Origin of the sequence: Pradoshia eiseniae, assembly GCF_002946355.1 — a bacterium.
Taxonomy (GTDB): Bacteria; Bacillota; Bacilli; order Bacillales; family Pradoshiaceae; genus Pradoshia; species Pradoshia eiseniae.
This window is the reverse complement of sequence record NZ_PKOZ01000002.1, coordinates 383585-410340: the sequence shown is the minus strand read 5'-3', so window position 1 is coordinate 410340 and position 26756 is coordinate 383585. Positions and strand designations below refer to the sequence as shown.

Below are 26756 nucleotides of genomic sequence, written 5' to 3'. Positions count from 1 at the left end.
TGTTCATCCTTCCGCTTTCAGCTCTAAAATCAAGTCTCTCAGTTCTGCCGCACGCTCAAAATCAAGAGCACGGGCAGCATCTTTCATCTCTTTCTCCATACGGGCAATGACCTGCTGACGGTCTTTCTTGGACAAGTTCTCATATTGCTTAGCCGCACGCTCTTCCTCTCCTGCTTCAGCTGCCTGCGTTGCCCGGATGACATCACGAATATCCTTTTGGATTGTCTTCGGTGTAATGCCATGCTCAATATTATAGGCTTCCTGAATAGCCCTTCTCCTCTTCGTCTCAGAAATGGCAATCTCCATGGAATTCGTCATCTTATCGGCATACATGATGACGTGCCCATTCTCATTACGCGCCGCACGCCCAATCGTTTGGATGAGCGAACGCTCTGAACGCAAAAATCCTTCCTTATCGGCATCCAATATCGCCACCAATGATACTTCTGGTATATCGAGACCTTCCCTAAGGAGGTTGATACCGATGAGAACGTCATATTTACCAAGGCGTAAATCCCGGATAATCTCAATACGCTCAAGCGTCTTAATCTCTGAATGGAGATATTGAACCTTCACGCCAAGCTCTTTCAAATAATCGGTCAAGTCCTCAGACATTTTCTTAGTCAATGTCGTCACAAGCACCCGTTCATTCTTCGCTATTCTCTCATTTATCTCACCGAGCAAGTCATCAATTTGCCCCTCAATCGGACGCACATCCACGTTCGGGTCCAAGAGACCTGTCGGGCGGATAATCTGCTCAATCACGCCTGGCGCGTGCTCTTCTTCATATGGTCCAGGAGTGGCCGATACATACACAATCTGGTTAATATGCTCTTCAAACTCCTTAAAATGAAGCGGACGATTATCCATCGCAGACGGCAGGCGGAAACCATGATTCACGAGCACTTCCTTCCTGGCTCGGTCCCCATTGAACATTCCCCTAATCTGGGGCATCGTCACATGGGACTCATCAATGATCATCAAGAAATCCTTCGGGAAATAATCGAGCAAGGTATACGGCGTTGAGCCAGCTGGACGGAGAGTTAAATGCCGTGAATAGTTCTCAATTCCAGAACAAAAGCCCATCTCGCGCATCATCTCAAGGTCATAGCGTGTTCGCTGTTCAAGCCGCTGAGCCTCCAAGAGCTTCCCCTCTTCCCTGAAATGGGCGAGCTGCTCCTCTAGCTCCTTCTCAATATTCTCAATAGCAATGCGCATCTTTTCTTCCCGGGTTACGAAGTGGGAAGCCGGAAAGATGGCGACATGCTCCCGCTCACCTAGAATCTCCCCGGTCAGGGCGTCAACTTCCCGGATTCGTTCAATTTCATCACCGAAAAACTCAATGCGGATACAATGTTCATCCTTTGAAGCCGGAAAGACCTCGACTACATCACCGCGTACCCGAAATGTTCCGCGGTGGAAATTCATATCATTCCGTTCATATTGAATATCGACCAGCCTGCGGAGCAGCTGGTTGCGCTCAAGCTCCATGCCGCTTCGAATGGATACGACCATCTCCCGGTACTCTTCAGGAGAACCGAGTCCATAAATGCAGGAAACACTGGCGATGATAATGACATCATCACGCTCAAAAAGAGCTGATGTCGCCGAGTGCCGCAATTTATCAATCTCATCATTGATGCTGGCATCCTTCTCAATGAATGTATCCGTCTGCGGAACATAAGCCTCTGGCTGATAATAATCATAGTAGCTGACAAAATACTCAACAGCGTTGTTAGGGAAAAATTCCTTAAACTCGCTGTAAAGCTGACCAGCGAGTGTTTTATTATGAGCAATAATCAAGGTCGGCTTCTTAACCTCTTTGATGACATTGGAGACCGTGAATGTCTTTCCGGTTCCTGTCGCACCAAGAAGGGTTTGATGCTTGACCCCGTCATTGATTCCTTTAACCAGCTTCTTAATCGCTTCCGGCTGGTCTCCCTCCGGTGCATACTTGGAAACCAGCTCAAATTCTTTCTTCACTTTATATGCCCCCTTCATCCTTGGCGAGGCTATGTCCGCCACGATCTATTAGTTAGTATGAATAGTTTACCACAACAGACGAGCTAGAAACCACCAGAAAGCGAACAAATATTCGCATTCAGTAGCAACGTATTCTATCATTTTTCATTTATGCCCAATAATGCAAGAAAAGAGCCCTCCAAAAAGAAAGACTCTTACCAAAATCACGCACTTTTAGCTCCACGAATTCGCTTGATCATCCGTTTTGAATACCACAAACCTACGGTAAGTGAAAATGCATCTATAATAATTAGAGGCCAGGATGATGTAAACCCTCGATAGGCCGAGGCAGCAATCAAGGCTACGGTCAATAGCAATCCCACAATATAGCTATATGTAACCCTTGAAAAAAATACAACCAACAGGCCGGGTGCTAGCAAGGCTGCTAATATTTTCATCATAGCTCTCCCCTCCGCGCAACTTCACTCCTTCTATTATACAACGTTTTTCCACCCCTACAAATAAATAACATTTCTACTCCATCAATTTCGCATGCACGACCATTCTCGCATCATCAAATTCATAGCTGCAGGTTGATAAAGTCAAAATCTTATCCGTCCCCTTCAGCTCACAGCCCGTATGATAGAGAGACTTCGAGACTATCCTCTCGAGAAACTGCTCAAAATCTTCCTCTATGCCGAAGTCTGTCTCGATATAATTATCGGCCGTACTCGTCACATAAGCAGAGAAGACTTCCCACTTGCCAACACCATCTTCCCCGCTATATTCCACGTAGGGATGTCTTTTATAAAAGGCTTCCTCTTTATAAGAAGTCAAATCATGAAACATCATTCCATTCTTCATATGATGGCCGTAGAGAACCGTATTTTTGTCTAACGGAGAAGCGCCATTTCGACAATCCATAAAAATGGTCCCGGCTGATGATTCCTCTTTATAAATAGAATGACTCAAATAATAGATGTTATCATCGGTCTGCACGACAGGATAATCAATAGAGGTCCCGTCAATGGAGATCCAGCCGACAATATCCTCATTGATTCCGCGCAGCTGCTCAAACGCCAATTCTCGTTTCCCATTTTCCTTGTTCATCCATACGGATTCTTCATAAATATCAGTCATCTCCCTTTGCATATTTTTCAATTGATAAAGCTCAATCAAATAGTCACTTAGGAGATATCCTGAAAATAAGAAGACTATGAGTAGAACAGCCCTCACTACAAATAAAAAGGGACGAACTCCTGAACCACTGCTTTTTCTCATACTAATCACCTATATCAAAAAAGTATTTATACTGTTTATTTTGACTATAAACTTATATTAACTGAATTTTATATTAAATTAATAATATTTTAATAAAACAATGAGCGGTTTATCCTCGAAAAGATAGCGGACAAAATTCCAACTTTATGATTCAGGCATACTCTTTTCATTGATTACCAATACGTTTAGTTATCAATGAAAAGGGTATTATAATCGGCAGCGCACTCTAGCATTTAACCATTACGACAAGTGGGTTTTTTTCATTGAATAATAGCGAGTTGCTCCCTTGATTATTCCATTTATGGAATAAATCTGCATATAAATTGACATGGAAAACTTTGTCACGTTAAACTGATATACTGTGTGTTTCAACATAGAGGGGGATATTTATGGAGAAAAAGCCGTATATTACGGAAGCGATAATCGGAAATTCAAGTATGCTTGTCTCATTGACAAAGGATGGGCAGGCTCAGCGAATCACATGGCCAAACATTGACTTTCCTCAGCATTTAAACTTATTTTACACAGGGATCCGCGGAATAGAAGGTTCCATCAAGACCTTTTTCTTGCATGATAATGTATGGAAACATCAGCAGGCCTACATTAGCGGCACCAATATATTAGAAACTATTTCAACCCTTGGTGAAGTTGGCTTGAGCATCCGGCAGCTTGACTTTGTTGTCCCCGATCAAGATGTGTATATCCGCCACTTTACCTTCCGAAATATCTCAAATTACCCGCAAAATCTCGATTTTGTTATATATAGCGATTTTATGATTGATGAGAAACGCCGCTATCAGACAGTGATGTTTGACGAGGATACAGACAGCTTCGTTCATTATCACCGGGAATATGGATTTGCGATTGGCTCTGATACCCATGTGAAGAAGTACCAATGCGGGGCTACGTTTAAAGAAACAAATGATGGTTTCCTCCCTGGAAAGCGCATCGCTAATCGCTCATCTGCTGGGATAGAGTACGGTCCCATCCACATTCCTGCAAACGGAGAACATTCCCTCACTCTCTATATTGCCGCGGGAAAGGGCAGCAAAGGGGCTTTAGAGAGCTTAAAACAGGTGAAAAAATCCAGCTTTGATGAGCTTTACAAACAAACTGTTACGTATTGGCATGATTACTTAGATCAAGCGAACCCGATCGATTTTAAAGATGAACGGGGAAAAAATGTCTATGAACGCTCTCTCCTCATGTTCCACTTAATGAACAATAAAAATGGCGGCTTTATTGCGGCTCCGGAGGTTGATGAGGAATATGCATATTCAGGCGGCTATGCGTACTGCTGGGGAAGAGATGCAGCTTACACAGCGACGGCCTACGCGAGAGCTGGCTACCATGAGCGCGTGCGCCATTTTTTCCGCTTTGCGAGCACCCTGCAGGAAGATAATGGCTCATTTGAGCATCGTCATTATTTAGACGGTCTTCTAGCACCCTCTTGGGGCTTGCAAATTGATGAGACCGGGTCCATTCTCTGGGGGATGCACCAATTCTATTCTCTTACGAAGGATGATTCTTTTATTGAGGAAATGTGGCCAACGGTTGAGAAAGCGGCTGACTTCCTAACGAAATTCATCGATCCGGTTACCCACCTCCCTTTGCCCAGCATGGATATTTGGGAAAAACGGGAGGCAGAGCATTTCTATTCAGCCGCCGCTGTTTACGGAGGATTGAAGGGTGCTGCTGATTTTGCTGATAAACAAGGATACTCAGAAAAGGCACGCCTTTATGCCAAAACAGCACAAGCCATGAAAAAGACCATCCTCCAGATTGGCTACAATGAAACAAGCGGCTCATTCTTCCGCGGCTTCCACTTGCGTCTTGATGAGCCAGCCTACCAAAATAAGAAGGCACAGGGCAAGGATGTTGCGATGGAGTATGACCAAAAGGGATACCCGGTCTACCGTCAAATTCGTGATGATGTCATCGATATATGTCTGCTTGGACTTCAAGTCCCATTTAATATGATTGATGCCAATGATCCAAAAATGAAGCAGACAGCCGCCACAATCGATCGCCTCTGCCGCTCCAAGATCATCGGCGGTATTGAACGGTTCCCGGGAGATATTTATATAAGTGGTGACCCGTGGATTATCGCAACTTTATGGCTCGCCATCTACTATGCGCGCATCAACGAGCAATTAGAGGCTAAGAAGCTTTATAATTGGGTGATTGATCATGCGACCGAGCTTGGGCTGCTGGCTGAGCAAATCGATAAGGTGACAGGACGCCCTGCCTGGGTTCTTCCGCTCACTTGGTCCCATGCTATGTTTATTCTCACCGTGCAGGAATTCAAAGAAAAGGGCATCGAAATTTAAGAGAACGATACAATACAATCGCCTCTTCAAGATTAGTATCAGTCTAATCTTGAAGAGGCGTTTTTTTATGCAAAATAACTTAAGGAGAAGCCTTTTTAAGCCATTTAATATACCTAATAGGCTCAAAAAGACATAAAAGTCTACATATTTGTAATGTTACATAATTTTTGATAACATCATAATTAAGTAACATTATAGTGAGGAGGTCCTTCCTTGGAATACGTTGATCCCATAAAGGATATCCGCAAGATTGCAGCCATTAAAAGGATTCTTAAAAAGCAGTCTTTGCGTGATTTGCTGTTATTTGTTTTTGGAATAAATACGGGCCTCCGCGTCAGCGAACTGCTCTCTTTACGCGTAGCAGATATCTGGGAAGATGGGAAGTTCAAGGAGTTCCTGTATATAAAAGATGCCAAGACTTCTGAGGAGAGAGCCTTTTATCTTAACCAAAATGTAAGGGATGCTGCGAAACATTATCTAGATACCTTTGATTTCTGTGCGGATGACTATTTATTTAAATCCAAAAAGAACCAGCTGCCCATCTCTAGACAGCAGGCTTATCGAATCATTAACTGTGCTGCTAAGGAAGCAGGAATACCGGGGAAGATTGGTACCCATACCTTACGGAAGACATTTGGTTATCATGCCTATCGAAAAGGAATTGCGATATCAATCCTGATGAACATTTATCATCATCACAGTCCCGCAGAAACATTGCGGTATTTAGGAATCGACAAGGATGAAAAACTTCCTGTTAAAGTGGATGTGAACTTATAAGGGAATGTTGCTTGAGAAAGAAAAAACCTCCACATCATTCGTGGAGGCGTCCATTATAAGCCTTCTTTAACATAGTCATCCGTCACTGTCACTTGCAGTGTTTGGTTGTTTTTCATGAATTTAAAGATTCCGGTATTGAAATCCGTGCCAATTTCTTTAAAGAAAATCCCTTCATACACACTTTCCTTTGTGTGCTCGAAGCTCAAACGATAAAGATCTCCTTCTTTCTCGAGATAGGCACGCACACCTTTTTCATAAAGGCCGTCCGGATCATCCCTCAATGCCCGGGCGACGGAGACAATATGAAGATCAACAAAAGGAATATCCCGCAACAAAGTATTTATAATTGAACCTTTAGCAATCTGTTCCCAGCGGCTTTGTGCCGTTTGACCAATAATAATCTGTGATATCTGTTTTTCACGCGCGACATCCGCTATTACTTTTGCAAACGGTCTTTTCTCATTATCTTTTAAAATAAATTCCTCTGCTTCCAACTCTTCAGCGAGCTGACGCCATCTTTCGATACTCTCGGACTTCTCAGCGTCTAGTTCATCAAAAGGGCTTGGGTCCACTGTTAAGATGTACAGGGGACAATCCAGCATATTGGCGATTTTGCTGCCGCGCTGGATTAAGCGATCACCATTGGGGCCGTAATAGACGCATACAAGTATGCTTTCATCCATTCGGCTTTTGCATTTTTTCATTAAATTTTCACCTCTAAATAGTGGTAGGTCAATCGACTATTACGAATATAGCCCATGCTGTATTTTCAGTCAATTATTATTACAATAAATAATGTCAATATTTGAAATATAATAAGGATTTGAGCCAATTACGGACACTTTTACATTCATTCTATGATGAAGGGAGCGGGAGGACATGATTAACTTAATGATTTTATTGCCGTTTTTCTTTGCGGTTTTGATACCCTTCCTCCACCGTCTTTTTAATAATAAATTACATATTGGCTGGTTAGTTCTTTTTTTGCCGGCTATTATCTTTACCTTCCTACTACAGTATATTCCCATAACACAGGCTGGAGATACTTGGACGAGTGAAATGAAATGGCTTCCTTCGTTCGGGCTTAATTTTACAGCCTATGTTGACGGGTTATCCCTCCTATTCAGTTTGCTGATCACCGGTGTTGGCGCACTCGTCATTCTCTATTCAGTATTCTATATGTCCAGGCAGCGTGAAGCGCTTCATAACTTTTATGTATATTTGATGCTGTTTATGGGTGCCATGCTAGGAGTCGTTTTCTCAGATAATGTTATTGTCCTTTACGTATTCTGGGAACTGACCAGCATTTCCTCCTTCTTGCTGATTGCCTATTGGTACCACCGGCGAAAATCCAGAGACGGAGCTCAAAAGTCGATGCTGATTACCATCTTCGGCGGGTTATCGATGCTGGCCGGGCTGCTGCTTCTATCCATCATCACAGATACCTATAGCATCCGTGAAATGATATCCCAAGCAGATTCGATGAAGGAACATATCCTTTTCCTGCCGGCTATGATTTTAATCTTACTGGGAGCTTTCACTAAATCAGCGCAGTTTCCATTCAGTCTCTGGCTGCCTGATGCGATGGAGGCACCGACACCAATCAGTGCTTATCTCCATTCAGCTACAATGGTCAAAGCCGGGATCTATTTGGTGGCAAGGCTAACCCCAGTGTTCGGCGGTGATGCCATTTGGTTCTGGACCGTATCTTTGGTCGGAATCACAACCCTATTATATGGATCCTGGAACGCAGTCCGGCAAAAAGACTTAAAGGCGCTGCTTGCGTATTCGACAATCAGTCAGCTCGGCTTAATCATGAGCCTGCTCGGACTTGGATCTGCTGCGGTTTACTTCGGCTATGGCGATGAATCTAAAGTATATGCGGTCGCCATCATGGCGGCTGTATTCCACTTGGTTAATCATTCAACCTTCAAAGGAAGCTTATTCATGGTGGTCGGGATTATTGACCATGAGACAGGCACCCGGAATCTGCAAAGACTTGGCGGTTTAATGAGCCTTATGCCGATTTCTTTCACAATCACGATGATTGGAAGCTTTTCGATGGCAGGCTTACCGCCATTCAACGGTTTTTTGAGTAAGGAGATGTTTTTTACCGGAGTGGTGAACGCCTCTGGGATGGATCTATTCGGAATGGAAACACTCGGAATGATTTTCCCTATTGTCGCTTGGGCAGCTAGTGTCCTGACGTTTGTCTACTGTATGATTCTTGTCTTTCAGACATTCACAGGTGCGCATAAACCAGAGCTCCTGTTTAAGGTCGCTCACGAACCGCCTATTGGCATGCTGATTCCGCCTGCTCTTTTGGCCATATTCGTTGTAGTGATTTTCTTTTTCCCTAACGTTTTGGCCAAATACATTTTGGATCCCGCCTTCATCGCAATCTTGCCCGACTATGCGGCCCAAGGCGGACTCGGCAAGGAAATTTCCGCCTGGCATGGCTTTAACACAGAGCTATTAATGACAATCGGTGTCGTCCTTTTCGGACTCGTACTCTATAAGCTTTTGCCAAAGTGGATCAAGGTATTCAGCTGGTACCCGCAAAGCCTGACATTTAACCATATATATAACGGGGCATTGCAGCTGATGGAGTCCGTTTCTGGCATGGTCACGAAGAAGTACATGACGGGATATACACGTGATTACCTGATTTATATTTTTGTATTTTTCATCTTTATCGTTGGCGGTTCTTTGTGGCTGTTCAATGGTTTCACTTTTGATATGTCCAATGATTCACCAGTGAGCATTTATGAAGCTGTCATGGTCATTGGCATGGTGGCGGCTGCAACGATTGCATTGTGCTCCCAGCATCGGTTAACATCCATTATCGCTGTTGGCGCCCTTGGGTATCTAGTATCCATCCTATTCGTTATATTCCAGGCACCCGATCTTGCGCTGACACAATTGGTTGTGGAAACAGTGACGGTTGCGTTATTCCTGCTTTGCTTCTATCACCTGCCTGAGCTTCGAAGGGAGATTAGTAAAGTGCGTTTCAAATTCACCAATATGCTAATCTCAGTTGGAGTCGGGCTCACCGTAACACTTTTGGCCCTCTCTGCCAATGGTACGCGGTTATTTGAAACAATATCTGGATATTTCGAGGATTCCTATGCGCTTGCAGGAGCTAAGAATATCGTAAACGCAACCTTGGTCGACTTTAGGGGGCTTGATACGATGGTCGAAGTGACGGTCCTGTGTATTGCTGGATTGGCTGTATTTACATTAATCAAGGTCAATGTTGCAGGGAGGGATAAAAAATGAAGCCTAATGATATTCTTTTGGCAGCAGTGACAAAAGTCGCCGTTTTGATTATCCTTACGTTTTCCATCGATTTGTTCTTCGCGGGGCATCACAACCCCGGAGGAGGATTCATCGGAGGATTAGGAATAGCCAGCGCTCTTGTCCTCATGTATCTGACGCTAGGAACGGAAATTGTCAACAAACTAATACCTGTAGACTTTAAAACAGTAGCCGCGATCGGGGTTTTGATCGCTGTGCTTACGGGGGCCGGATCTTTTTTGTTCGATGTGCCCTTTCTCTCCCAAACATACGGTTATTTTGAGCTCCCGATTTTGGGCAAAACAGAACTGGCTACTGCGCTCATATTTGACACAGGCGTAGCTTTAGCTGTCATCGGCTCAGCTGTGACGATTATTCTGAGCATAAGTGAGGACCGATAACTATGGAAACAATTATGTCTATACTTATAGGATTTTTTTTCGCAATCGGAACATATATGATCCTATCCAAAAGTCTGCTTAGAATCATACTTGGAACCTCCGTGATTGGCCATGCAGTCAACCTTCTGATTCTGACGATGGGCGGATTGAAGACTGGAGGGCCTCCGCTTTTGGGCCTGAAGAACACCTCCTTTACGGATGGGCTGCCGCAGGCGCTCATTCTGACTGCGATTGTCATTAACTTTGCTGTAACAGGCCTTTTCCTAGTGGTCGCCTATCGTAGTTACCGGGCGTTGGGAACTGATGATATGGATCAATTAAGGGGAAATGAAGATGAATAATATAATCATTCTGCCAATCATTATCCCGCTCATCGCGGGGCTATTTATGGTCATATTCAGAAAAAAACTTTATATGCAGCGGTCCATTGCTTTGCTCGCTGTTCTAGCCACAGGAATAGTGGCGATGCTTTTGGCTGTGCAAGTGAAGGATGAGGGCATACAAGTCCTGCAGGCGGGCGGATGGGCTGCCCCTTATGGGATAAGTCTTGTCGCCGATATGTTTGCGGTCATTCTCTTGATTATAACTGCATTTGTATCCTTCTGTTGCTTGTTTTACGCCTTCTACACAATCGGAAGGATTAGAGAGCAGAATTTCTTCTACCCGCTCTTCCTGTTTATGATCAGCGGTGTGAACGGCTCCTTTTTGACCGGTGACATCTTCAATCTGTTTGTCTTTTTTGAATTGATGCTGATTTCCTCCTATGCGCTGATTACCCTTGGAGGTGAAAGAAAACAGCTCAGGGAATCAATTAAGTATATCTTAATTAATGTTATGTCATCTTTCTTCTTCCTTGTGGCTGTTGCCTATCTTTACGCCGTCACGGGCACATTGAATATGGCGCATCTTTCCGTCCGTGTTGCTGAAGCAGGACAAGGCGGGCTTATGACGACCATTGCTATTCTGCTTTTAATGGTCTTTAGCCTGAAAGCCGGTCTTGTACTGTTTCAATGGCTGCCGGGGTCCTATAGTGTTCCCCCTACAGCAGTGGCAGCCATCTTTGCCGCTTTGCTCACCAAGGTAGGCATTTATGCCATTTTCCGTATGTTCACCTTGATTTTTTACCACCAGCCGGAAATCACACACTTGCTGATTGGTATTATGGGCGCAGTGACCATGCTGCTCGGAGCAATCGGGGCAGTCTCTAAATGGGATGTAAAGGGCATTTTAACCTACAATGTCATCGTATCGGTTGGATTGATTTTGGCTGGACTAGCTGCGTTCACAACAGGCAGCATCACAGGTTCCGTTTTTTATCTTGTGCATGATATCAATGTGAAAGCGTTGATGTTTCTGATTGGGGGCACAGTCATTTACTTAACTGGTACCGATCAATTAAAGGAAATGAGCGGTTTGATCCGGACACATCCGTTTCTTGGCTGGATGTTCTTTTCAGGAGCCTTGGCACTCGCCGGCATTCCGCCGTTCAGTGGTTTTCTTGGAAAAGTGCTGATTACAAAAGGTACCTTTGAAGCAGGAGATTATTGGCTTGGGGCCATTGGATTGATATCAAGCTTGCTGGTCCTTTATTCTGTTATGAAAATCTTCATGAATGTTTTCTGGGGTGAAACAAACTTAAGTGAAGACATGGAGAAGGGTACGACAAGAGGAATAATTGTGCCAATCACGCTTCTGACGGCTGTGACGATTCTTTTAGGATTAGGAGGAGAATTCATCTCCCCTTATATCCAATTGGCCGCTGAAGGCTTGATGAACCCTGAGCTATATGTTAATGCGGTTTTAGGAGATTAATAGCTAGTTACTAAACAAAAAGGGGTTGGTCCGTTGTGCCCGTCCAAGTTTTGCTGAATATATTCATCGGTTTCTTATGGATGCTTTTGCAGGATAAATGGAGCTTCCCATCATTCTTTGCCGGATATTTAGTAGGGATCATTATTTTGTTTTTCATGCGCCGTTATTTCAATAAATCCTTCTATTTAGGGACCTTTCTTTCCATCCTGAAGCTATTGTACGTATTCATGAAAGAGCTTGTCTCTTCCACTGTGCTTGTATTGAAACAGGTCACACGCAGGAAAATAAATGTCCAGCCAGGAGTATTTGCCTTAAAGACAGATCTAAATGGGGATTGGGAAATACCGATATTGGCCCTCTTGTTATCACTGACCCCTGGCTCTGTTGTGCTGGAGATTTCGCCAGATAATAAAACATTCTTTATCCATGCCATGGATATGAAGGAATCTAAACAATCCATCATTAAATCAAAAAGCCGTTTTGAAAAGGCCATTAAGGAGGTTACACGATGATGTTTGAAATACTTTTGACAGCAGCCCTGTTCATATTGACAATATCCATCCTTTTTGCCCTTTATCGCCTGTTCAAAGGTCCTTCCATGCCGGACAGAGTTATGGCACTTGATTCCATTGGCATTCACTTGATTTCAGGTGTAGCCATCTTATCTGTTCTATTCAGATCGCATGCCTTCTTGGATATCATCTTATTGCTAGGGATTCTTTCCTTCATCGGAACGATTGCGTTTGCTAGATTCATTGAAAGAGGTGTGGTCATTGAACGCAGAATTGATTAGTGAATGGATTGCTGCCGGTTTCATTCTTTCGGGGACTTCTTTAACACTATTAAGTGCGATAGGGCTGATCAGACTTCCGGATGTGTATACACGCTCCCATGCCGCATCTAAAAGCACCACATTAGGAGTTCTTTTCATTCTTCTTGGAGCATTCCTGTTTTTCTGGATTAACGAGGGATATGTAAGCATACGGCTGCTTCTAGGTATATTCTTTGTGTTTCTGACTGCCCCGGTTGCGGGCCATATCATCTGTCGGGCTGCCTATCGCTCTAACGTAAAGCTGGCCGATCGAACAGTACACGATGACTTAAAGAAATATATGAAGGCTGATTGACAGACATTTATTTCAGCCTGTTAATAGCTTCTCTATAGCTTAATTTAGCGGCGTGTCTGTATACTTCGGACACGCCGCTGTTTTCATTCGAACGGCAGGAGCCGGGATGGGAAAAGCAAAAAATAAAAAACCTGAGTCCATATAATTACCAGGCTCAGGTTCTTAAAAATCCTTAACTTATAACATTTGCCATCTTCGCTGTTACCCATTTAGGATATTGACCTTTAGACAATTGCCTGCCCTCTTCTTTATACAAAAATGAATATTATATATCCCCATAATGGTATGGTCGTTCTCACAAAATATCAAGGACTAAAGACCCATCCGGTTCCTTTACCATACCTCTATACCCTATCTCCTTCAATATAACGGGATAAATACCGCCATTTTCAATAGATACTAGTACTTATTACATTCTTGACCATTAATATTTCAATGTTTTGGCACATTACACGATTCATTAGAATCAGTTATTCCGATTCGCTGTAATCAATGAAATGCAATTAACATGTAATATAGGATAAAAGACTATAGGGAATTGAATAGATATGATGTTATTATTATAATATGGGTTAGAATCGAATACTTTCTAAATATACTGTTCAGGAAGGAATTTGTAAGATGATTGGTGATCGTGTCAAAAGAATTAGAACAGAAAAAAAATTATCTATGACTGAACTAGCTGAGAAGGCAGGCGTAGCTAAATCTTATTTGAGTTCATTAGAAAGAAATATACAGACGAACCCTTCCATACAATTTCTCGAAAAGATTGCCTCCGTACTCAATGTCCCTTTGGATGTTCTCTTACACGATACCCCGAATGATTATCCATTGGACCAAGATTGGGCATCGCTCGTGAAAGAAGCGATGGAGTCAGGGGTTTCAAAGGATCAATTCCGGGAATTCATTGAATATAATAAGTGGAAGATAAATAATAACAGCAAATAATGTTTTCTATACAAAAATAGTCACTCGCCAGCTTACTGGTGAGTGTTTTTTTATGTAGGGGTATTTACTTTCTTTGGCAGCTGATTTTTTTTTAAAAATTCCCTTATTTCCTCTTTGCTTAGCCCGATCTCTCGGGCAACTATAATCAAATTTACCCATTCACCATCCAACTCCGAATTGTGCATTTATAAATCGCCTACCCTTCCCTATATACTTCTGATTTTTAGCCATCGATACGGGGCTTCCCTGCAACTTTACATCCTTTTTCAATTAGCTTTGCTTTGCAAATTATGCATTAATTCAAGTATATATGGGGCACTCTGTTTTATTTGCCGTATTTTGTAACTCGCAAACTCGCTTTATGAACCTTTTTTTCTTCAAATTTCTACAAATATCAAATATACCCTCTATTAATGCAGCTTTTTCACCGGAAACATGTCGTTTTATCTTTTTTCTGGCTGAATTGGCTGAAGCAATTTTCATAGCGCAAAATTAATTAAAACTGACGATTTTCATGACAGAACAAATTGCACTTTCACTCAAAAACAACTCCGTATCCTTTAGGACTGATTTACCGATTGTTCATATTTTTTAAATTATCAAAATACAGGTATAATTATTTTGAAATAGTTAATCAACCAGAGAGGAGGATGAATGTATGGAAAGAAATGAACCAGGATTACCTGAAAGCACATTGCAGGAAATACAAAAGATAGACCCAATAACATGGGCAAAAAGAGATGCTAGCTTTGCACTTAGCTCACTAAAAACAAATCCCGGCGGATTATCTGAAGCCGAGGTTCAGGTTAGACAGAAAATATTAGGCTATAACGAGATGGAACAAAAGAGAAGCTTCAATCCTCTTAAATGTTTTATAGAGAAACTTGTCGGATTATTAGCGATTATGCTTTGGGCAGCTAGTATTCTTGCCTTCATTTCCGGCACACCCTTGCTGAGTTATGTCATATGGGCAATCATATTGATTAATGCTATCTTTTCCTTCATTCAAGAGAACCGGGCTGATAAAGCCTTGCAAGCTTTGTCTAAGATGATGCCGAGCCATGTGAAGGTATATCGCGACGGGGAACTGAAATCCATCCATGCTGAACAATTGGTCCCAGGGGATGTCGTAAGCCTCACTGCAGGCGATAAAGTCCCTGCCGATTGCCGGATTCTTTCCTCGAATCACTTGATGGTTAATAACTCGATGCTGACTGGTGAATCATTGCCGGTGAATCGCTGCGAAGCAATAGACACACACATCAATGGACCTGTAAGTGATTGCATCAACTTAATTTTTGCCGGTACATCCATTACTGGCGGAGAAGCAAAAGCAGTCGTTTACGGAACAGGTAAACAGACACAAATCGGTATGATTACTGAAACAACGGCTCAAATTAAACGAGAGAAGAGCACATTAGAGATTCAAATCCAGCGAATTACCAAGATTTTGGCCACCTTCGCGGTTACCATTGGGATCTTGGCCTTTTGTGTTTCTATCTTCCTGACTGATATTGAAGTCAATGCAGCGTTAATCTTCGCCATCGGAATGATTGTCGCAAACATTCCGGAGGGCTTGATGCCTACCGTCAGCCTATCCCTTGCATTAAGCGTACAGCGAATGGCCAAGAAGAATGCGTTGGTCAGAAAGCCATCAGCGGTTGAAACCCTTAGCTCGACGACCGTCATTTGTACAGATAAGACAGGGACTCTCACACAAAATGCCATGGTCACAAAAAAGATATGGACACCGGACGGCTTAATTGACATTAGCGGAAATGGCTATGAAAAGACTGGCGACCTTAGCGGAATTACCGCACAAAATCGGCTGGGCCTTGAACGCTTTTTCATATCTGCCATCCTATGCTCAGAAACCATGCTGAAAACAGCCGAGAATAACCCAAAAGAGTGGGAGTATATTGGCAATCCAACAGAGGCTGCCATTTTAATTGCCGCCGAGAAATATGGTCTGAACGTCGAAGAAACAAAGCAGCTATTTAAAAGAGAGAGCCTGCAGCCCTTTAGCTCCGAAAATAAATATATGACGGTCATCGCAAAAAATGAATCAGCTAACGCTTTCCCTGTTGGCACATTAATTAATTTCACAAAAGGGGATCCACTTAAAATCTCTGAAAAATGCCAGTATATGTATCGAAATGGGAAAGCCGTAAAAATGACGGAGGAGGACCGTTTAGAAGTTCAGGCCATCAATGACGAAATGGCGAGCGAAGGCTATCGTATTCTGGCTGTTTCCTGTTCAGGTCCAAAAGACGACACACTCATGCTGCTCGGCCTTGCCATCATGTATGACCCGCCGAAGGATGGCGTATTTGAAGCGGTACGTGACTGCCATCGTGCAGGTATCAAAATCACGGTCGTTACCGGGGATTATAGCAAAACGGCCCTTTCCATCGCGCAGCAAACAGGCATCGCCGAGGCTCAATATGTCATCATTACCGGTGAGGAGTTGAGACGATTAAACGAGGGGGAGCTTGCGAAGAAAATAGATACAGATTGTCCGGTTATTTTTGCACGGACAACACCGCAAGACAAATTGAAAATTGTCACTGCTTATCAAAGTCTCGGTCATGTCGTCGCAGCAACCGGTGATGGAATCAATGACGTATTGGCTTTGAAAAAGGCTGATATCGGTATTTCCATGGGTAAAAACGGTTCCGATGCAGCGATTGAAACCTCTGATGTCGTTTTATTGGACGACCACTTCGCTACCATCGTCGAGGCTATTAAAGAAGGTCGGGCAATATATGAGAATATCCGGAAGTTCATTAGCTATATATTAGCTTCAAATATACCGGAGATTGTTCCATTCCTTGTGATGGGATTATTCAATATCCCGCTCGCATTGCCTATCTTATTGGTGCTTGCCATAGACCTTGGAACAGATATCGTTCCTGCCATTTCCCTCGGAAAGGAATTGCCGGATGATGATGTCCTTGACCAGCCGCCAAGGAAGAAAGAGAGCAATATTCTCGACCGTCCAACAATACTCAGGGCTTATGGGTTCTTAGGCGTTATCCAGGCAGCCTGCCTGTTCATTGCCTTTTTCTTTGCTTGGGATTATTTCGGGTACACCTTCAGGGAAATCCGTTCCTTTACAGATATAATTGCAACGAATACGGCACCAAATGGGGTCATGCATGCTTATAGCTATGCTATTACGCTCGGTTTTGGGGCTATAATTGCCTGTCAGATTGGGAATCTCTTAGAATCACGGTCATTCAGGCAGCCATTCTTTCAATCATTTAATAAGCCTAATTCATTGATGATATGGGGAATTGTCCTGGAGATTATCTTATTCTTGCTGATTTCCTATACACCGCTCTTCCAGTATGTCTTTGGAACAGCTGCATTGGAATGGCAGCATCTCATTCTGCTCCCAATCTTTACGGTTCTCTTTATGCTTTGTGAGGAAATCCGTAAATGGGTGGTCAGAAGGACTACTATCGGTTAAGGAAAGACAGATTGCCTTTTGGCTAGGCAATCTGTCTTTGTTATGCCTCTTTACTCTGATGCAGGGAAAATAACCCCTGCTCACTATGGTTATTCTGAAGCGGCAAGGAAGCAGAATGCCGTATTTTTTTCTCCTCTTCCGCTTGTTCACTCGCTTTCTTTATCCCATTTAGCATCAGCTGTGCCGCGAGAATCGTCAATGTGAAAAAGCCAATCGGCACAAGCGCAATCCAAGGGTGGAAATTAAGTGACCGGAAATAAGTCCCTACCAACCCTGACCATTCATAATACATCGACTTAGGCGGCCCGCCAGCCCCATAATCGACAAAAGTACCGCCAAAAAAGAGGTTGAGCACCCCTAAATGGGAAAGAACGATTAAGACTTGAATGAATTGCTGAATCGAGATTTGCATTAAATTTTCCTTCAAATGAGGAAAGATATGTACCTTCATTTTATGCCAGGGACCACCGCCAAGCACACTGGCAGCTTCCATAAAATCCTCCTCATGCAGCCGCTTAATCTCATTTGCCTGGAATATGGCTAGTGTGGGAACCGCATAAATCGTCAAAATAAAGACCTCAAAGAGCACTCTCTGCCAAAACGGGTTCGCAAATCCATCTGGCTGCATGATTAAAACATTATGCAGCAAAAAGGCAGCTACTAAAGTAAGCGGAATCAGCGTGAAGCTTGAAAAGACTTTCTCAAAAAGAGCAATCCATCTGCGCGCATACATTCCGAGCAATGAACCTATTAAAAGACCAAGCACTATACGCAAGACCGCGATCAAAAGAGCAATCCCAATCGTAATCTTCGCTCCCTCGATCATCATATGCAAGAGGTCATACCCATCCAAATCAGACCCAAGCGGGAACACGGTAAATGGAGGATATGGCGCAGCATCAATGATATTACCCTTCTCGTCTGACAGAAAAACATCACGGCGGATTTCCCCATTATTGAATACGGTGTTGCCAATACTTAAAAGCATTAATACACTTAAAAACAGAAACCCTGCCATGAATGATTTGCTTCTGATGATCCATTTAAACATCTCTTATCCCCTCCTTTTTTGCGGGATAAGCAATTGGGCTAATTCATAAAAAGCCATGACAGGCAGCATAAGCATAATCGTACCAATTGCAAAGACCTCAGGTGTAAGATAACGGTAAATAAACCCGACTAATCCATTAATGCTAAATAGGTATTCAATAATGATTAAATTAGAAATCATAAACCATATAACCGTTTTAGAGTAATTGATTAAGCTGAAGAACACGTTCCGGAAAATATGTTTATTGAAAATATACAGTTCCGAGAATCCCTTTGAAGAGGCATACTCCACATACATTTTCCTCTTTTCATCCATAAATTGCTGCAGCAAATACTTCGTCAGAAGCAAGACTAGCGGCAGCGAGAGACAGAATAGCGGCAATCCCAGACTACTGAAGGTGCCATCACTTGCCACCTCCATAATCAGAAGGCCTGTACTTTTAAAAATCAGGACAATCATCCATTGCGAAAACGCTATGTAGAATAAATCCGGAAGAGCTTGAAGCAAGGATAAAGCCCATTCAATCTTTGCTGTAAATCTTCTGCCTAACAGTAAGATTATGTACGTCAATAAGAAGGCAATTACAACAGATCCAATAAAGCTGACGGCAATGATGAACAACGTATTTCCATAAGGTATGAAAATTTCCGGAAAGATGGTCCGCCCTACACCTCCATATTCGATCGTCCGAGGATTCAGGAGCGCTTGTATGACGGATTTTATACTTTCAAGATAGTCAGCGAAATGAAAGCCAATTCCCCTGAATAGTTCAGGAAGCCCGCTGATCATAATGACCCCTATCATCATGAGCACGATTCCCGCCAGTAAATCGAGCAGATGTTTTCCTATTTTTATCCCAAATGACCCACTCCTTTACCTATTAATCATAATTTTCTGACCTTTATTTGTCTATATAAAGTTCATATGAACCTACCCAAGACACATATCCACATATCTGACTCGTTAGTCGACGGTCACATCAGCCATAAAAAAACACCCGTAAAAGTTAGATTAGTTTCTAACCTTTACGGGCGGGCCATTCATACCGGAGAGGCCTGTTTGCTGATTCGCTTCATTAAAATGTCAGCAAACCTCTCACATTTCTCTCTGTCACTGCGCTGCGGGGAGAGCTCAACCTTTAAGGTGGCGGCGAGATTAGTATGGACATAGAGCATATCCCGAAACTTATCGACCGCCCCGCAGAAGTTCGGATAGAAGCGGTCACCTGTTCCAAAGACAGCTGTGGTGAGATGGTTCACATTCTGGCATTCAATCCATTCATATAAGGACATCATCTCAAGCGGGATTTCCCCCATCCCCCAAGTGTAGGTACCGATGATAATAATCTCATAATCGTTCAGCTGGCTCGGTGAAATGCGGCCTGCCGTATAAATATCCGTAGGAATATGCCGCGAAAGGCACCCGTGCAATTCCAGCGCGAGCTCCTCCGTATTGCCAGTTTTCGAGGTATAAATAATGGCAGCTTTCATTATAGCTCATCAAACCCGTTCGATTGCGTCACCTTTGTATAAGTCCGTGATTTCTGCTCAAAGAAATCGGACTTCGTCTCATTAATCATCTCATCGCTAAACACATGAATCCATGGCATAGGATTTTCACGTTCCGGGTAGAGATTCTTCAGGCCTAGCTGGCGGAATCGCTTATTGGCCAAGTATTCCACATAGTTTTCAAACTCGTCTAAATCAATGCCTTCAATATCCTTCAAGATAAAGCGGGACCATTCCTTCTCAAGCTCGACCGCCTTGCCAATCGTGCGATAAATATAATCCACATTCTCCCCCGTATTCAGCTCTGGATTTTCCGTCAACAAGATACGGATGAACTGTGAGATGAAGTAAGCATGCTGCATCTCATCACGCTGGATATAGCTGATCATCGTGCTCGTCTTTAGCATTTTTTGCCGACGTGCCAGGTTATAGAAGAAAGCGAACCCTGCATAGAAATAAATCCCCTCAAGATTGATCGAATTGACCGCAAGCTTAAATAGATGGATTGGCGTCGGCTCGTTGCGGAACTGCTCATACGCATCCAAAATCAGCTTATTGCGCTTTTGCACGATTGGGTCATCCTTCGCCTCATTAAAGCGCTGGTTCTGCTCCTGCAGGGGCACGAGTGAGCTGAGAATATAGGAATACGATTCATTATGAACCGCCTCCTGCTGGGAAATGACCGCAAAGATTGCCTTGAAGCTAGAGTCTGTCACATAATCCATGACCTGGCTCATCGTGGGTGTTTGCAAGCTATCAAGAGATGCAAGCTGGGTGTTAATACGAAGAAATACATCCTTCTCCGTCTCGTTCAGGGAGTCCCATTGCTTAATGTCATCCTGCATATTGATTTCCTGCGCCTTCCAGAAGTTAGACAGCAAGGTTTGGTACAGATCATACATTTGCGGATAAGCAATATCATTCCAGTTTAATAGACCGGACGTTTTCCCATTAATGATTCCTGTGGATTTATTCGGATATTCGGGATTTAATAGTTTAATTTTATTCAATGTTTCGTTCACCATCGTTTTCACTCCTTTTAGCTATGGCAGGATTCACATTCCTCAATCTCAGCCTGTGAGGTGCTTCGTACATAGTAAGTCGTCTTCAAGCCATTCTTCCAGGCCTCAAGATGCAGGTTCAACAAGTCCTTCGCCTTGATATCATGCTTCACATACAAATTAAAGCTGATCCCTTGGTCAATATGGCGTCCGCGCGCAGCATTTTGCCTGATGCTCCACACTTGGCTTAATTGATGCCTGCTCTTCTTGTAATATTCATAGGTTCGATGATTGATATCAGGGACAGTGACCTTAAATTTAAAGTTCTTCTTCTCCTCGGCGTATTCAACCGCATAGATTGGATCGATTCCATCGGTTGAGCCGCCTATTTTCGCCGTTGAGGAATTTGGGGCCACAGCCATGAGCCAGCCATTGCGCATCCCTTGCTCCTGTATTGCCGCCTTAAGCTCAGCCCAACGCTCCGTTACATACTCTTTCCGCTCAAAATAACGGCCCGTTTCCCATTCAGAGCCGCCAAATTGGCTGTATGCCCCCTTCTCAGCAGCCAATTCCATCGAAGAACGGATTGTGTAATAAGCGATGTCTTCATATAACCGATCGGCATAATCCACAGCATCCTCCGACTCCCAATAGATCCCCTCTAAGGCGAGCAGATGATGCCATCCGAATGTTCCAAGCCCAATCGCGCGGTATTTCTTATTGGTTTTCTCTGCTTGGCCGACACTGATTGTATTCAAATCTATGACATTATCGAGCATGCGGACCTGAATACGAATGAGACGCTCAAGCACATTGGCGGGAACCGCTTTTGCCAAATTAATCGATGATAAATTACAGACAACGAAATCGCCAGGCTTGCGGACAATCACCATATTCCCGTCCTTATCCTCATATTCCTTCACGATTGATGTAGTCGACATATTTTGCGCGATTTCCGTGCAGAGATTGCTGCAATAGATAGAGGTGCGTCCCTTGCCGTTCACATGCTTGTTTGGATTTTGGCGATTGACTTCATCGCGGTAGAACATATACGGTGTGCCCGTTTCCAGCTGGGAGATCATCACCCTTGCCATAATGTCCATTGCCCGGTACGTTCTGCGTGGGAGGAGCGGATGATTCACTGCTTCCATATACTTCTCGGTGAAGAATTTCTCATCGCTCTCATCATAGAAATCCTCCAAGCCAAGCGCGTTGCCATGCTCATCCTTCCAGCCCATGATGCTTTTTACTTCATGGGGACAGAATGTGTGCCATTCCCCTATGCTTCGTCCGTTCTCATCCACTTTCTCGAGCTGCTCCATGAACAGATTCGGAATACATACCCCTGTGAAAATATCATGCGCCTTGCGTCGTTCATCCCCATTATTCGTTTTTAAATCGAGGAACCCATTCATGATATCTTTATGGAACACATCTATATATATGGCAATCGCCCCTTGTCTTTGACCAAGCTGGTCAACACTAACCGCCGTATCATTGATCAAACGAATCCACGGAACGACACCGGATGAGTTCCCTTTGAACTTCTTGATATCAGACCCAAGGGCACGAACCTTGCCATAATAAATTCCGACTCCGCCGCCATCCTTAGAGAGGCGGGCCGTATCCCAGTTGTTCAAATAGATGCCGTCCAAGGAATCCTCAACCGTGTCGATAAAGCAGGAGGATAGCTGGCCAAAGCTTTTGCCAGCATTCGCAAGCGTCGGTGTTGCCACCGTCATGTATAAGTGACTGAGCGCCCAGTACGCTTCTTTCACAAGTCCCATTCGCACATCCTTCTTCTCATTAATCATTAATTGCAGGGCAATCACCAAAAAGCGCTCTTGCGGCAATTCATACAGACGGCGCTCATGATCCCTTGCTAAATAACGATCGGCCAGCAGAAATAAACCAATATAATTGAACTTGTGATCGCGCTCAGGAACAATCTCCCTTGCCGCTTCCTCCAATTCGCTTGTTGAATAGGCACAGATGAGCTCATCTGAATATATCCCCTTCTCGACCAGTGTACGGACCAACTCAGAGAAGCTGCCGTATTTAAGCTTCTCATCATACCCCCGGTTTTCCGCTGCCCCTTTGTATAGCTTTTGCAAATAGAGGCGGGCGGCTAAAAAAGTCCAATCTGGTTCATCCATCGCAATCCGATTAAGGGCATAATGCAGGGCTGTCTCATTCGCATCAGATTCCTTGCCGCGAGCAATCAGCTCTTTCAGCTCTTCAATATTCAGCTTATACTCCTTGGCAGCCTCTTCTATTAATCTTTCCGTCTTCCATAAACGTTCCTCGATCAATTCGTCCATCTCCCTTAATATATGAAATTGACTCTGAGGGTAAAAAAAGAACCCGCTCTATACTTTGAGCGGGTGAAAAGATAACAGAAAAAAGACACATAGTAACTATGAGCTTCGGTTGCTATCATTTCCTTCCTCACTCCCCGGAGAAAATTGAAATTCAAAAAAATAAGACAGGTCTCCTGACTCATGCTTCACTCTCACTAAACCCTTCCCGTATCATCATCTCTTCAAAAGAAGAGACAACCCTATACAGTGGTACATGTTTAGCTCGTCAGCACTTACAGTTGCGGGGGCAGTATCGAATTCTCATCGATTTCCCTATTAAGCGTCTCTACGCATCTTATTCTTTAGCTAACACTATATATTGATTTTTTATTAATAAATCGACCATATATGGTGTTTTAATCATATCGAATATCTCTAGCTTTTACAAGGGATTAATTTTCTTCCAGAGAAAAAGAAGGACACCCGCTATGCTAGAAAAGCATATAGAGTATCCTCCTACCGTTAAAATTGCATCATTTTAATATAGCTGCGCAGTTGCTTGGCCGCATTGACCATATGGCGAAGCGAAGCAATTGTTTCTTCTTCCTTCCTCGTCTTCAGTCCGCAATCGGGATTGACCCAAAATTGTCGGGGTTCCAGCACCTCAAGGCTATCCTGCATGATCTCAAGCATCTCTGCTTCCGATGGAATACGAGGACTGTGAATATCATAGACACCTAACCCAATGCCCTTTTCATAAGGGGTTTGCTGCAGGGAATGTATGAATTCCCCATGGCTCCTGGATGTCTCAATGGAAATGACATCGACATCGAGTGCTTCAATTGGCTTCACGAAATCATGAAAGTCACAATAACACATATGGGTATGGATTTGCGTCTCATCCTGCACGCCTGAGGTTGCCAAACGGAAGGAGCGAATCGCCCAGCTCAGGTAGTCCTCCCAGTCCGCCCTACGCAATGGCAAGCCTTCCCTTAAGGCCGGCTCATCGACCTGAATGATGGCGATACCAGCCTGCTCCAAGCATTCAATCTCCTTACGAAGCGCCACTCCCAGCTGGTAAGCAACCTCTTCTCTTGAAATATCATCCCGGACAAAGGACCAGTTCAAGATGGTTACAGGACCAGTAAGCATCCCTTTTACCGGTTTCTCTGTCAGAGCTTGCGCCGCTGCCGTCTCTTTAAGGGTCATTGGCTCAATCCAGCTCACATCTCCATGAATGATTGGCGGTTTCACACATCTCGATCCATAGGAAACGACCCATGCTTTCTCACTTAATGCAAAACCTACAAGCTTTTCCCCAAAATATTCGACCATATCTGTCCGTTCAAACTCCCCATGAACGAGCACATCAAGTCCCAAATCATCTTGGATGCGAATCCACCGCTCTGTCTCTCGTTCAATGAATGCGGCATAGGCATCATCAGTAATCTCCTTATTCCTCCATGCCTTCCGTGTTTCCTTTACTTCCTTTGATTGAGGGAAACTGCCAATCGTTGTCGTCGGAAAGACCGGCAAACTCAGTTTCCGTGCCTGAATATCTTGACGAATCGAAAACGGCGCAGGACGTTTGAAATCTTCTGGTGAGATGGCTAGCTTAGAGGAAGCCTTTTGGGACGTGCGTCCATTTCCATCAAGCGGGAGCCCTGGTTCATTGAACGAAAGGACGAGTTGATTGATTTCCGTGATTTTTTCATCGGCAAAAGCAAGCAGTCCCTTAATGTCAGCACTCATTTTCTGCTCGAAGGTCGTGGAGATGGGAACATGCTGCAAGCTAGATGACGGCTGGACCCACACATCGGCAGCCTTGGATAGGTCAAGGAGGGATTGAAGCAGCCCTGCTTTTTCCGCCAAATCGGCACGCCATATATTTCGTCCATCAATAATACCAACAGCTAGCACTTTCTCAGCCGGGAATCCATATTGTTTCATCGAGGTGATATTTTGCTGATAGCCTGAGACAAAATCAAGGCCAACTCCCTCAACAGGCAGATTGACAAGCTCCTCATAAGCCGATAATCCTTCAAAATAGGTTTGCAGCATAATCTTACAAGCTGGTTTTTCAATGGTCAGCTGTTCATATACAGATTTTACAAACTCGACTTCTTTCTCGCTCAATGTCAACACAAGGGCCGGTTCCTCAAACTGGATCCAATCCGCCCCCTCCTCAGAAAGCTCAGCCATCACCTGCCTGTACAGCGGGATGAGCTCGGCTGCAAGTTCCTCTCGATTTTCATAGCCCTTTGTAAGCTTAATGAAGGTATATGGCCCAATCATCGTCGGCTTGGTCACGAGACCAAGCTCATCCCTTGCTTCCTTGAACCATTGTAGCAAGAGATTCTTCGTCACACTAAGCTCCTGCCCCTCATATTCCGGAACGATATAATGATAATTTGTGTTGAACCACTTGGTCATTTCACAGGCAACAGCCCCTTTTGTCCCCCGTGCCATCGCATAATATACGGACAAGTCTGACCCGCTTCTTTCTCCTGCATATCGGCTTGGAATCATTCCAAACATAAAGGCCGTATCAAGCATACGGTCATACATGGTGAAATCACCAATTGATAAGTAATCAAGCCCCAAATCCATTTGTCTTTTTAATCTGCCTAAACGAATGCCCTTCAGCTGCTGCAAAAAAGCATCCTCTGTCACATCCCCTTTCCAAAATGCCTCTAAGCACCTCTTCCACTCTCGATTGTCACCAATATAAGGATAGCCGATAACTGTGCGTGTCCATTTCATCCTTTTGTTCCCCCCATACATCGTTTTTCATGAATGCAAAAAAGCCATCTCCTCTACGGGAAATGGCTAATTAATGTTCGCAATATAAAGATAGGCAGGCATTCGCCTAATTCTTTAGATTTCGTACAGTGCCGTTATTACTGGCACAATTCACCCCCTATTTCCACGTAGGTATTGGTGTGCACTAGAATTGGCAGGTCTCCTGGCTCATCATCAACGCACTTTATCGCACCTTCCCGCTTAATCAGCAGTGGTATGTTGCGATATGCTCCGATTTACAGTTGCGGGACAGCGACGGACTTTCACCGTACTTCCCTTTTAAGCCAAACGATTATTTGTTTGGCACCAACCCTTACACTCTATTCAATTGTAAAATAACAATATAGCGACTATACCATAAACAAATCATATATGTAATAAATTTTTGGATAATTATAAATACTTTTAAACAGACCTTTCTCTCTCTTTGATAGGTTCAGAGATGGGAAGCTCAATTGTCATTCGAATATAAACTTGGCCATTATAAACATATGGTTACTTGAATAAATAGCCTGTCCAAAAAATTATACAAGGCATAGTAATTATGATCCATCCAATATCTCGATGCTTACCTATTAACAAAACCGGTAGAACTTTTGTTTATCCTAGCTCCACATGGTGTCGACTTATTGCTGTACGACCTATTCTCCCTATGCTATACTTTTGCCAAAATAATAATAAAGAGAG

General features: G+C 43.6%; 22 protein-coding genes and 2 riboswitches. Of the genes, 11 read left to right on the top strand and 11 right to left on the bottom strand.

The window, feature by feature from the left end:
• Positions 1–3 precede the first annotated feature (3 nt).
• From uvrB to srtB, 3 genes are all read right to left on the bottom strand, one after another.
• Positions 4–1983, bottom strand: a complete 1980-nt coding sequence (gene uvrB, locus CYL18_RS06725) for an excinuclease ABC subunit UvrB (RefSeq protein WP_104848709.1) — start codon at positions 1981–1983, stop codon at positions 4–6.
• Between the two features lie 203 nt (positions 1984–2186).
• Entirely contained in the window at positions 2187–2423 is a 237-nt protein-coding gene (locus CYL18_RS06720; RefSeq protein ID WP_104848708.1) for a CsbA family protein, read from the bottom strand.
• A 73-nt stretch (positions 2424–2496) separates the two neighbouring features.
• Complete coding sequence (gene srtB, locus CYL18_RS06715) at positions 2497–3243, bottom strand: class B sortase (protein ID WP_104848707.1); 747 nt, start codon at positions 3241–3243, stop codon at positions 2497–2499.
• A gap of 389 nt (positions 3244–3632) precedes the next feature.
• On the opposite strand from srtB, the gene CYL18_RS06710 reads away from it, so the two are divergent.
• The gene (locus tag CYL18_RS06710; RefSeq protein ID WP_104848706.1) at positions 3633–5573 is read left to right on the top strand and encodes a glycoside hydrolase family 15 protein; all 1941 of its coding nucleotides are present in this window, start codon (positions 3633–3635) and stop codon (positions 5571–5573) included.
• 213 nt (positions 5574–5786) lie between these two features.
• Positions 5787–6350, top strand: coding sequence for a tyrosine-type recombinase/integrase (locus CYL18_RS06705; protein ID WP_104848705.1), 564 nt, complete (start codon positions 5787–5789; stop codon positions 6348–6350).
• A gap of 53 nt (positions 6351–6403) precedes the next feature.
• Here the strand turns inward: CYL18_RS06705 and CYL18_RS06700 are convergent, their stop codons facing one another.
• Positions 6404–7054, bottom strand: coding sequence for a universal stress protein (locus tag CYL18_RS06700; RefSeq protein WP_104848704.1), 651 nt, complete (start codon positions 7052–7054; stop codon positions 6404–6406).
• A 175-nt stretch (positions 7055–7229) separates the two neighbouring features.
• Between CYL18_RS06700 and CYL18_RS06695 the strand changes: the two genes are divergently transcribed.
• The 8 genes from CYL18_RS06695 to CYL18_RS06660 all read left to right on the top strand — a co-directional run bounded on the left by CYL18_RS06695 (position 7230) and on the right by CYL18_RS06660 (position 13935).
• The gene (locus CYL18_RS06695; protein ID WP_104848703.1) at positions 7230–9629 is read left to right on the top strand and encodes a Na+/H+ antiporter subunit A; all 2400 of its coding nucleotides are present in this window, start codon (positions 7230–7232) and stop codon (positions 9627–9629) included.
• Entirely contained in the window at positions 9626–10048 is a 423-nt protein-coding gene (locus tag CYL18_RS06690) for a Na(+)/H(+) antiporter subunit B (RefSeq protein ID WP_104848702.1), read from the top strand. The genes CYL18_RS06695 and CYL18_RS06690 overlap by 4 nt, the downstream gene beginning before the upstream one ends.
• Before the next feature lie 2 nt (positions 10049–10050).
• On the top strand, positions 10051–10389 hold the full coding sequence (locus tag CYL18_RS06685; protein ID WP_104848701.1) for a Na(+)/H(+) antiporter subunit C: 339 nt from the start codon (positions 10051–10053) through the stop codon (positions 10387–10389).
• Positions 10382–11860, top strand: coding sequence for a Na+/H+ antiporter subunit D (locus CYL18_RS06680; protein WP_104848700.1), 1479 nt, complete (start codon positions 10382–10384; stop codon positions 11858–11860). Before CYL18_RS06685 ends, CYL18_RS06680 begins: the two co-directional genes overlap by 8 nt.
• A gap of 35 nt (positions 11861–11895) precedes the next feature.
• Positions 11896–12372, top strand: a complete 477-nt coding sequence (locus tag CYL18_RS06675; RefSeq protein ID WP_104848699.1) for a Na+/H+ antiporter subunit E — start codon at positions 11896–11898, stop codon at positions 12370–12372.
• Positions 12372–12653, top strand: coding sequence for a Na(+)/H(+) antiporter subunit F1 (locus CYL18_RS06670; RefSeq protein WP_104848743.1), 282 nt, complete (start codon positions 12372–12374; stop codon positions 12651–12653). The genes CYL18_RS06675 and CYL18_RS06670 overlap by 1 nt, the downstream gene beginning before the upstream one ends.
• Entirely contained in the window at positions 12634–12987 is a 354-nt protein-coding gene (mnhG, locus tag CYL18_RS06665; RefSeq protein WP_201741246.1) for a monovalent cation/H(+) antiporter subunit G, read from the top strand. The genes CYL18_RS06670 and mnhG overlap by 20 nt, the downstream gene beginning before the upstream one ends.
• A gap of 621 nt (positions 12988–13608) precedes the next feature.
• Complete coding sequence (locus CYL18_RS06660; protein WP_104848698.1) at positions 13609–13935, top strand: helix-turn-helix domain-containing protein; 327 nt, start codon at positions 13609–13611, stop codon at positions 13933–13935.
• Positions 13936–13985: 50 nt separating this feature from the next.
• Here the strand turns inward: CYL18_RS06660 and CYL18_RS06655 are convergent, their stop codons facing one another.
• Entirely contained in the window at positions 13986–14120 is a 135-nt protein-coding gene (locus tag CYL18_RS06655) for an anti-repressor SinI family protein (protein ID WP_104848697.1), read from the bottom strand.
• 473 nt (positions 14121–14593) lie between these two features.
• Here CYL18_RS06655 and CYL18_RS06650 point away from each other — a divergent pair, with 473 nt between their 5' ends.
• On the top strand, positions 14594–17407 hold the full coding sequence (locus CYL18_RS06650) for a cation-translocating P-type ATPase (RefSeq protein ID WP_104848696.1): 2814 nt from the start codon (positions 14594–14596) through the stop codon (positions 17405–17407).
• Between the two features lie 40 nt (positions 17408–17447).
• Here the strand turns inward: CYL18_RS06650 and CYL18_RS06645 are convergent, their stop codons facing one another.
• The 6 genes from CYL18_RS06645 to metE form a co-directional block, all read right to left on the bottom strand.
• Entirely contained in the window at positions 17448–18458 is a 1011-nt protein-coding gene (locus CYL18_RS06645; protein WP_201741245.1) for a peptide ABC transporter permease, read from the bottom strand.
• Between the two features lie 3 nt (positions 18459–18461).
• Positions 18462–19265 (bottom strand): ABC transporter permease subunit, encoded by an 804-nt coding sequence (locus tag CYL18_RS06640; protein ID WP_104848695.1) that lies wholly within the window; start codon positions 19263–19265, stop codon positions 18462–18464.
• A 233-nt stretch (positions 19266–19498) separates the two neighbouring features.
• Positions 19499–19948: a flavodoxin domain-containing protein gene (locus tag CYL18_RS06635; RefSeq protein ID WP_104848694.1), complete on the bottom strand. Its 450-nt coding sequence runs from the start codon at positions 19946–19948 to the stop codon at positions 19499–19501.
• A complete protein-coding gene (locus tag CYL18_RS06630; protein ID WP_104848693.1) occupies positions 19948–20991 on the bottom strand; it encodes a ribonucleotide-diphosphate reductase subunit beta in 1044 nt (347 codons plus the stop codon). The genes CYL18_RS06635 and CYL18_RS06630 overlap by 1 nt, the downstream gene beginning before the upstream one ends.
• Positions 20992–21005: 14 nt before the next feature.
• Entirely contained in the window at positions 21006–23288 is a 2283-nt protein-coding gene (locus CYL18_RS06625) for a ribonucleoside-diphosphate reductase subunit alpha (RefSeq protein WP_104848692.1), read from the bottom strand.
• A 146-nt stretch (positions 23289–23434) separates the two neighbouring features.
• A riboswitch (cobalamin riboswitch) is annotated at positions 23435–23640 on the bottom strand.
• A gap of 149 nt (positions 23641–23789) precedes the next feature.
• Positions 23790–26030, bottom strand: coding sequence for a 5-methyltetrahydropteroyltriglutamate--homocysteine S-methyltransferase (gene metE, locus CYL18_RS06620; RefSeq protein WP_104848691.1), 2241 nt, complete (start codon positions 26028–26030; stop codon positions 23790–23792).
• A 175-nt stretch (positions 26031–26205) separates the two neighbouring features.
• A riboswitch (cobalamin riboswitch) is annotated at positions 26206–26395 on the bottom strand.
• Positions 26396–26756: the final 361 nt, after the last annotated feature.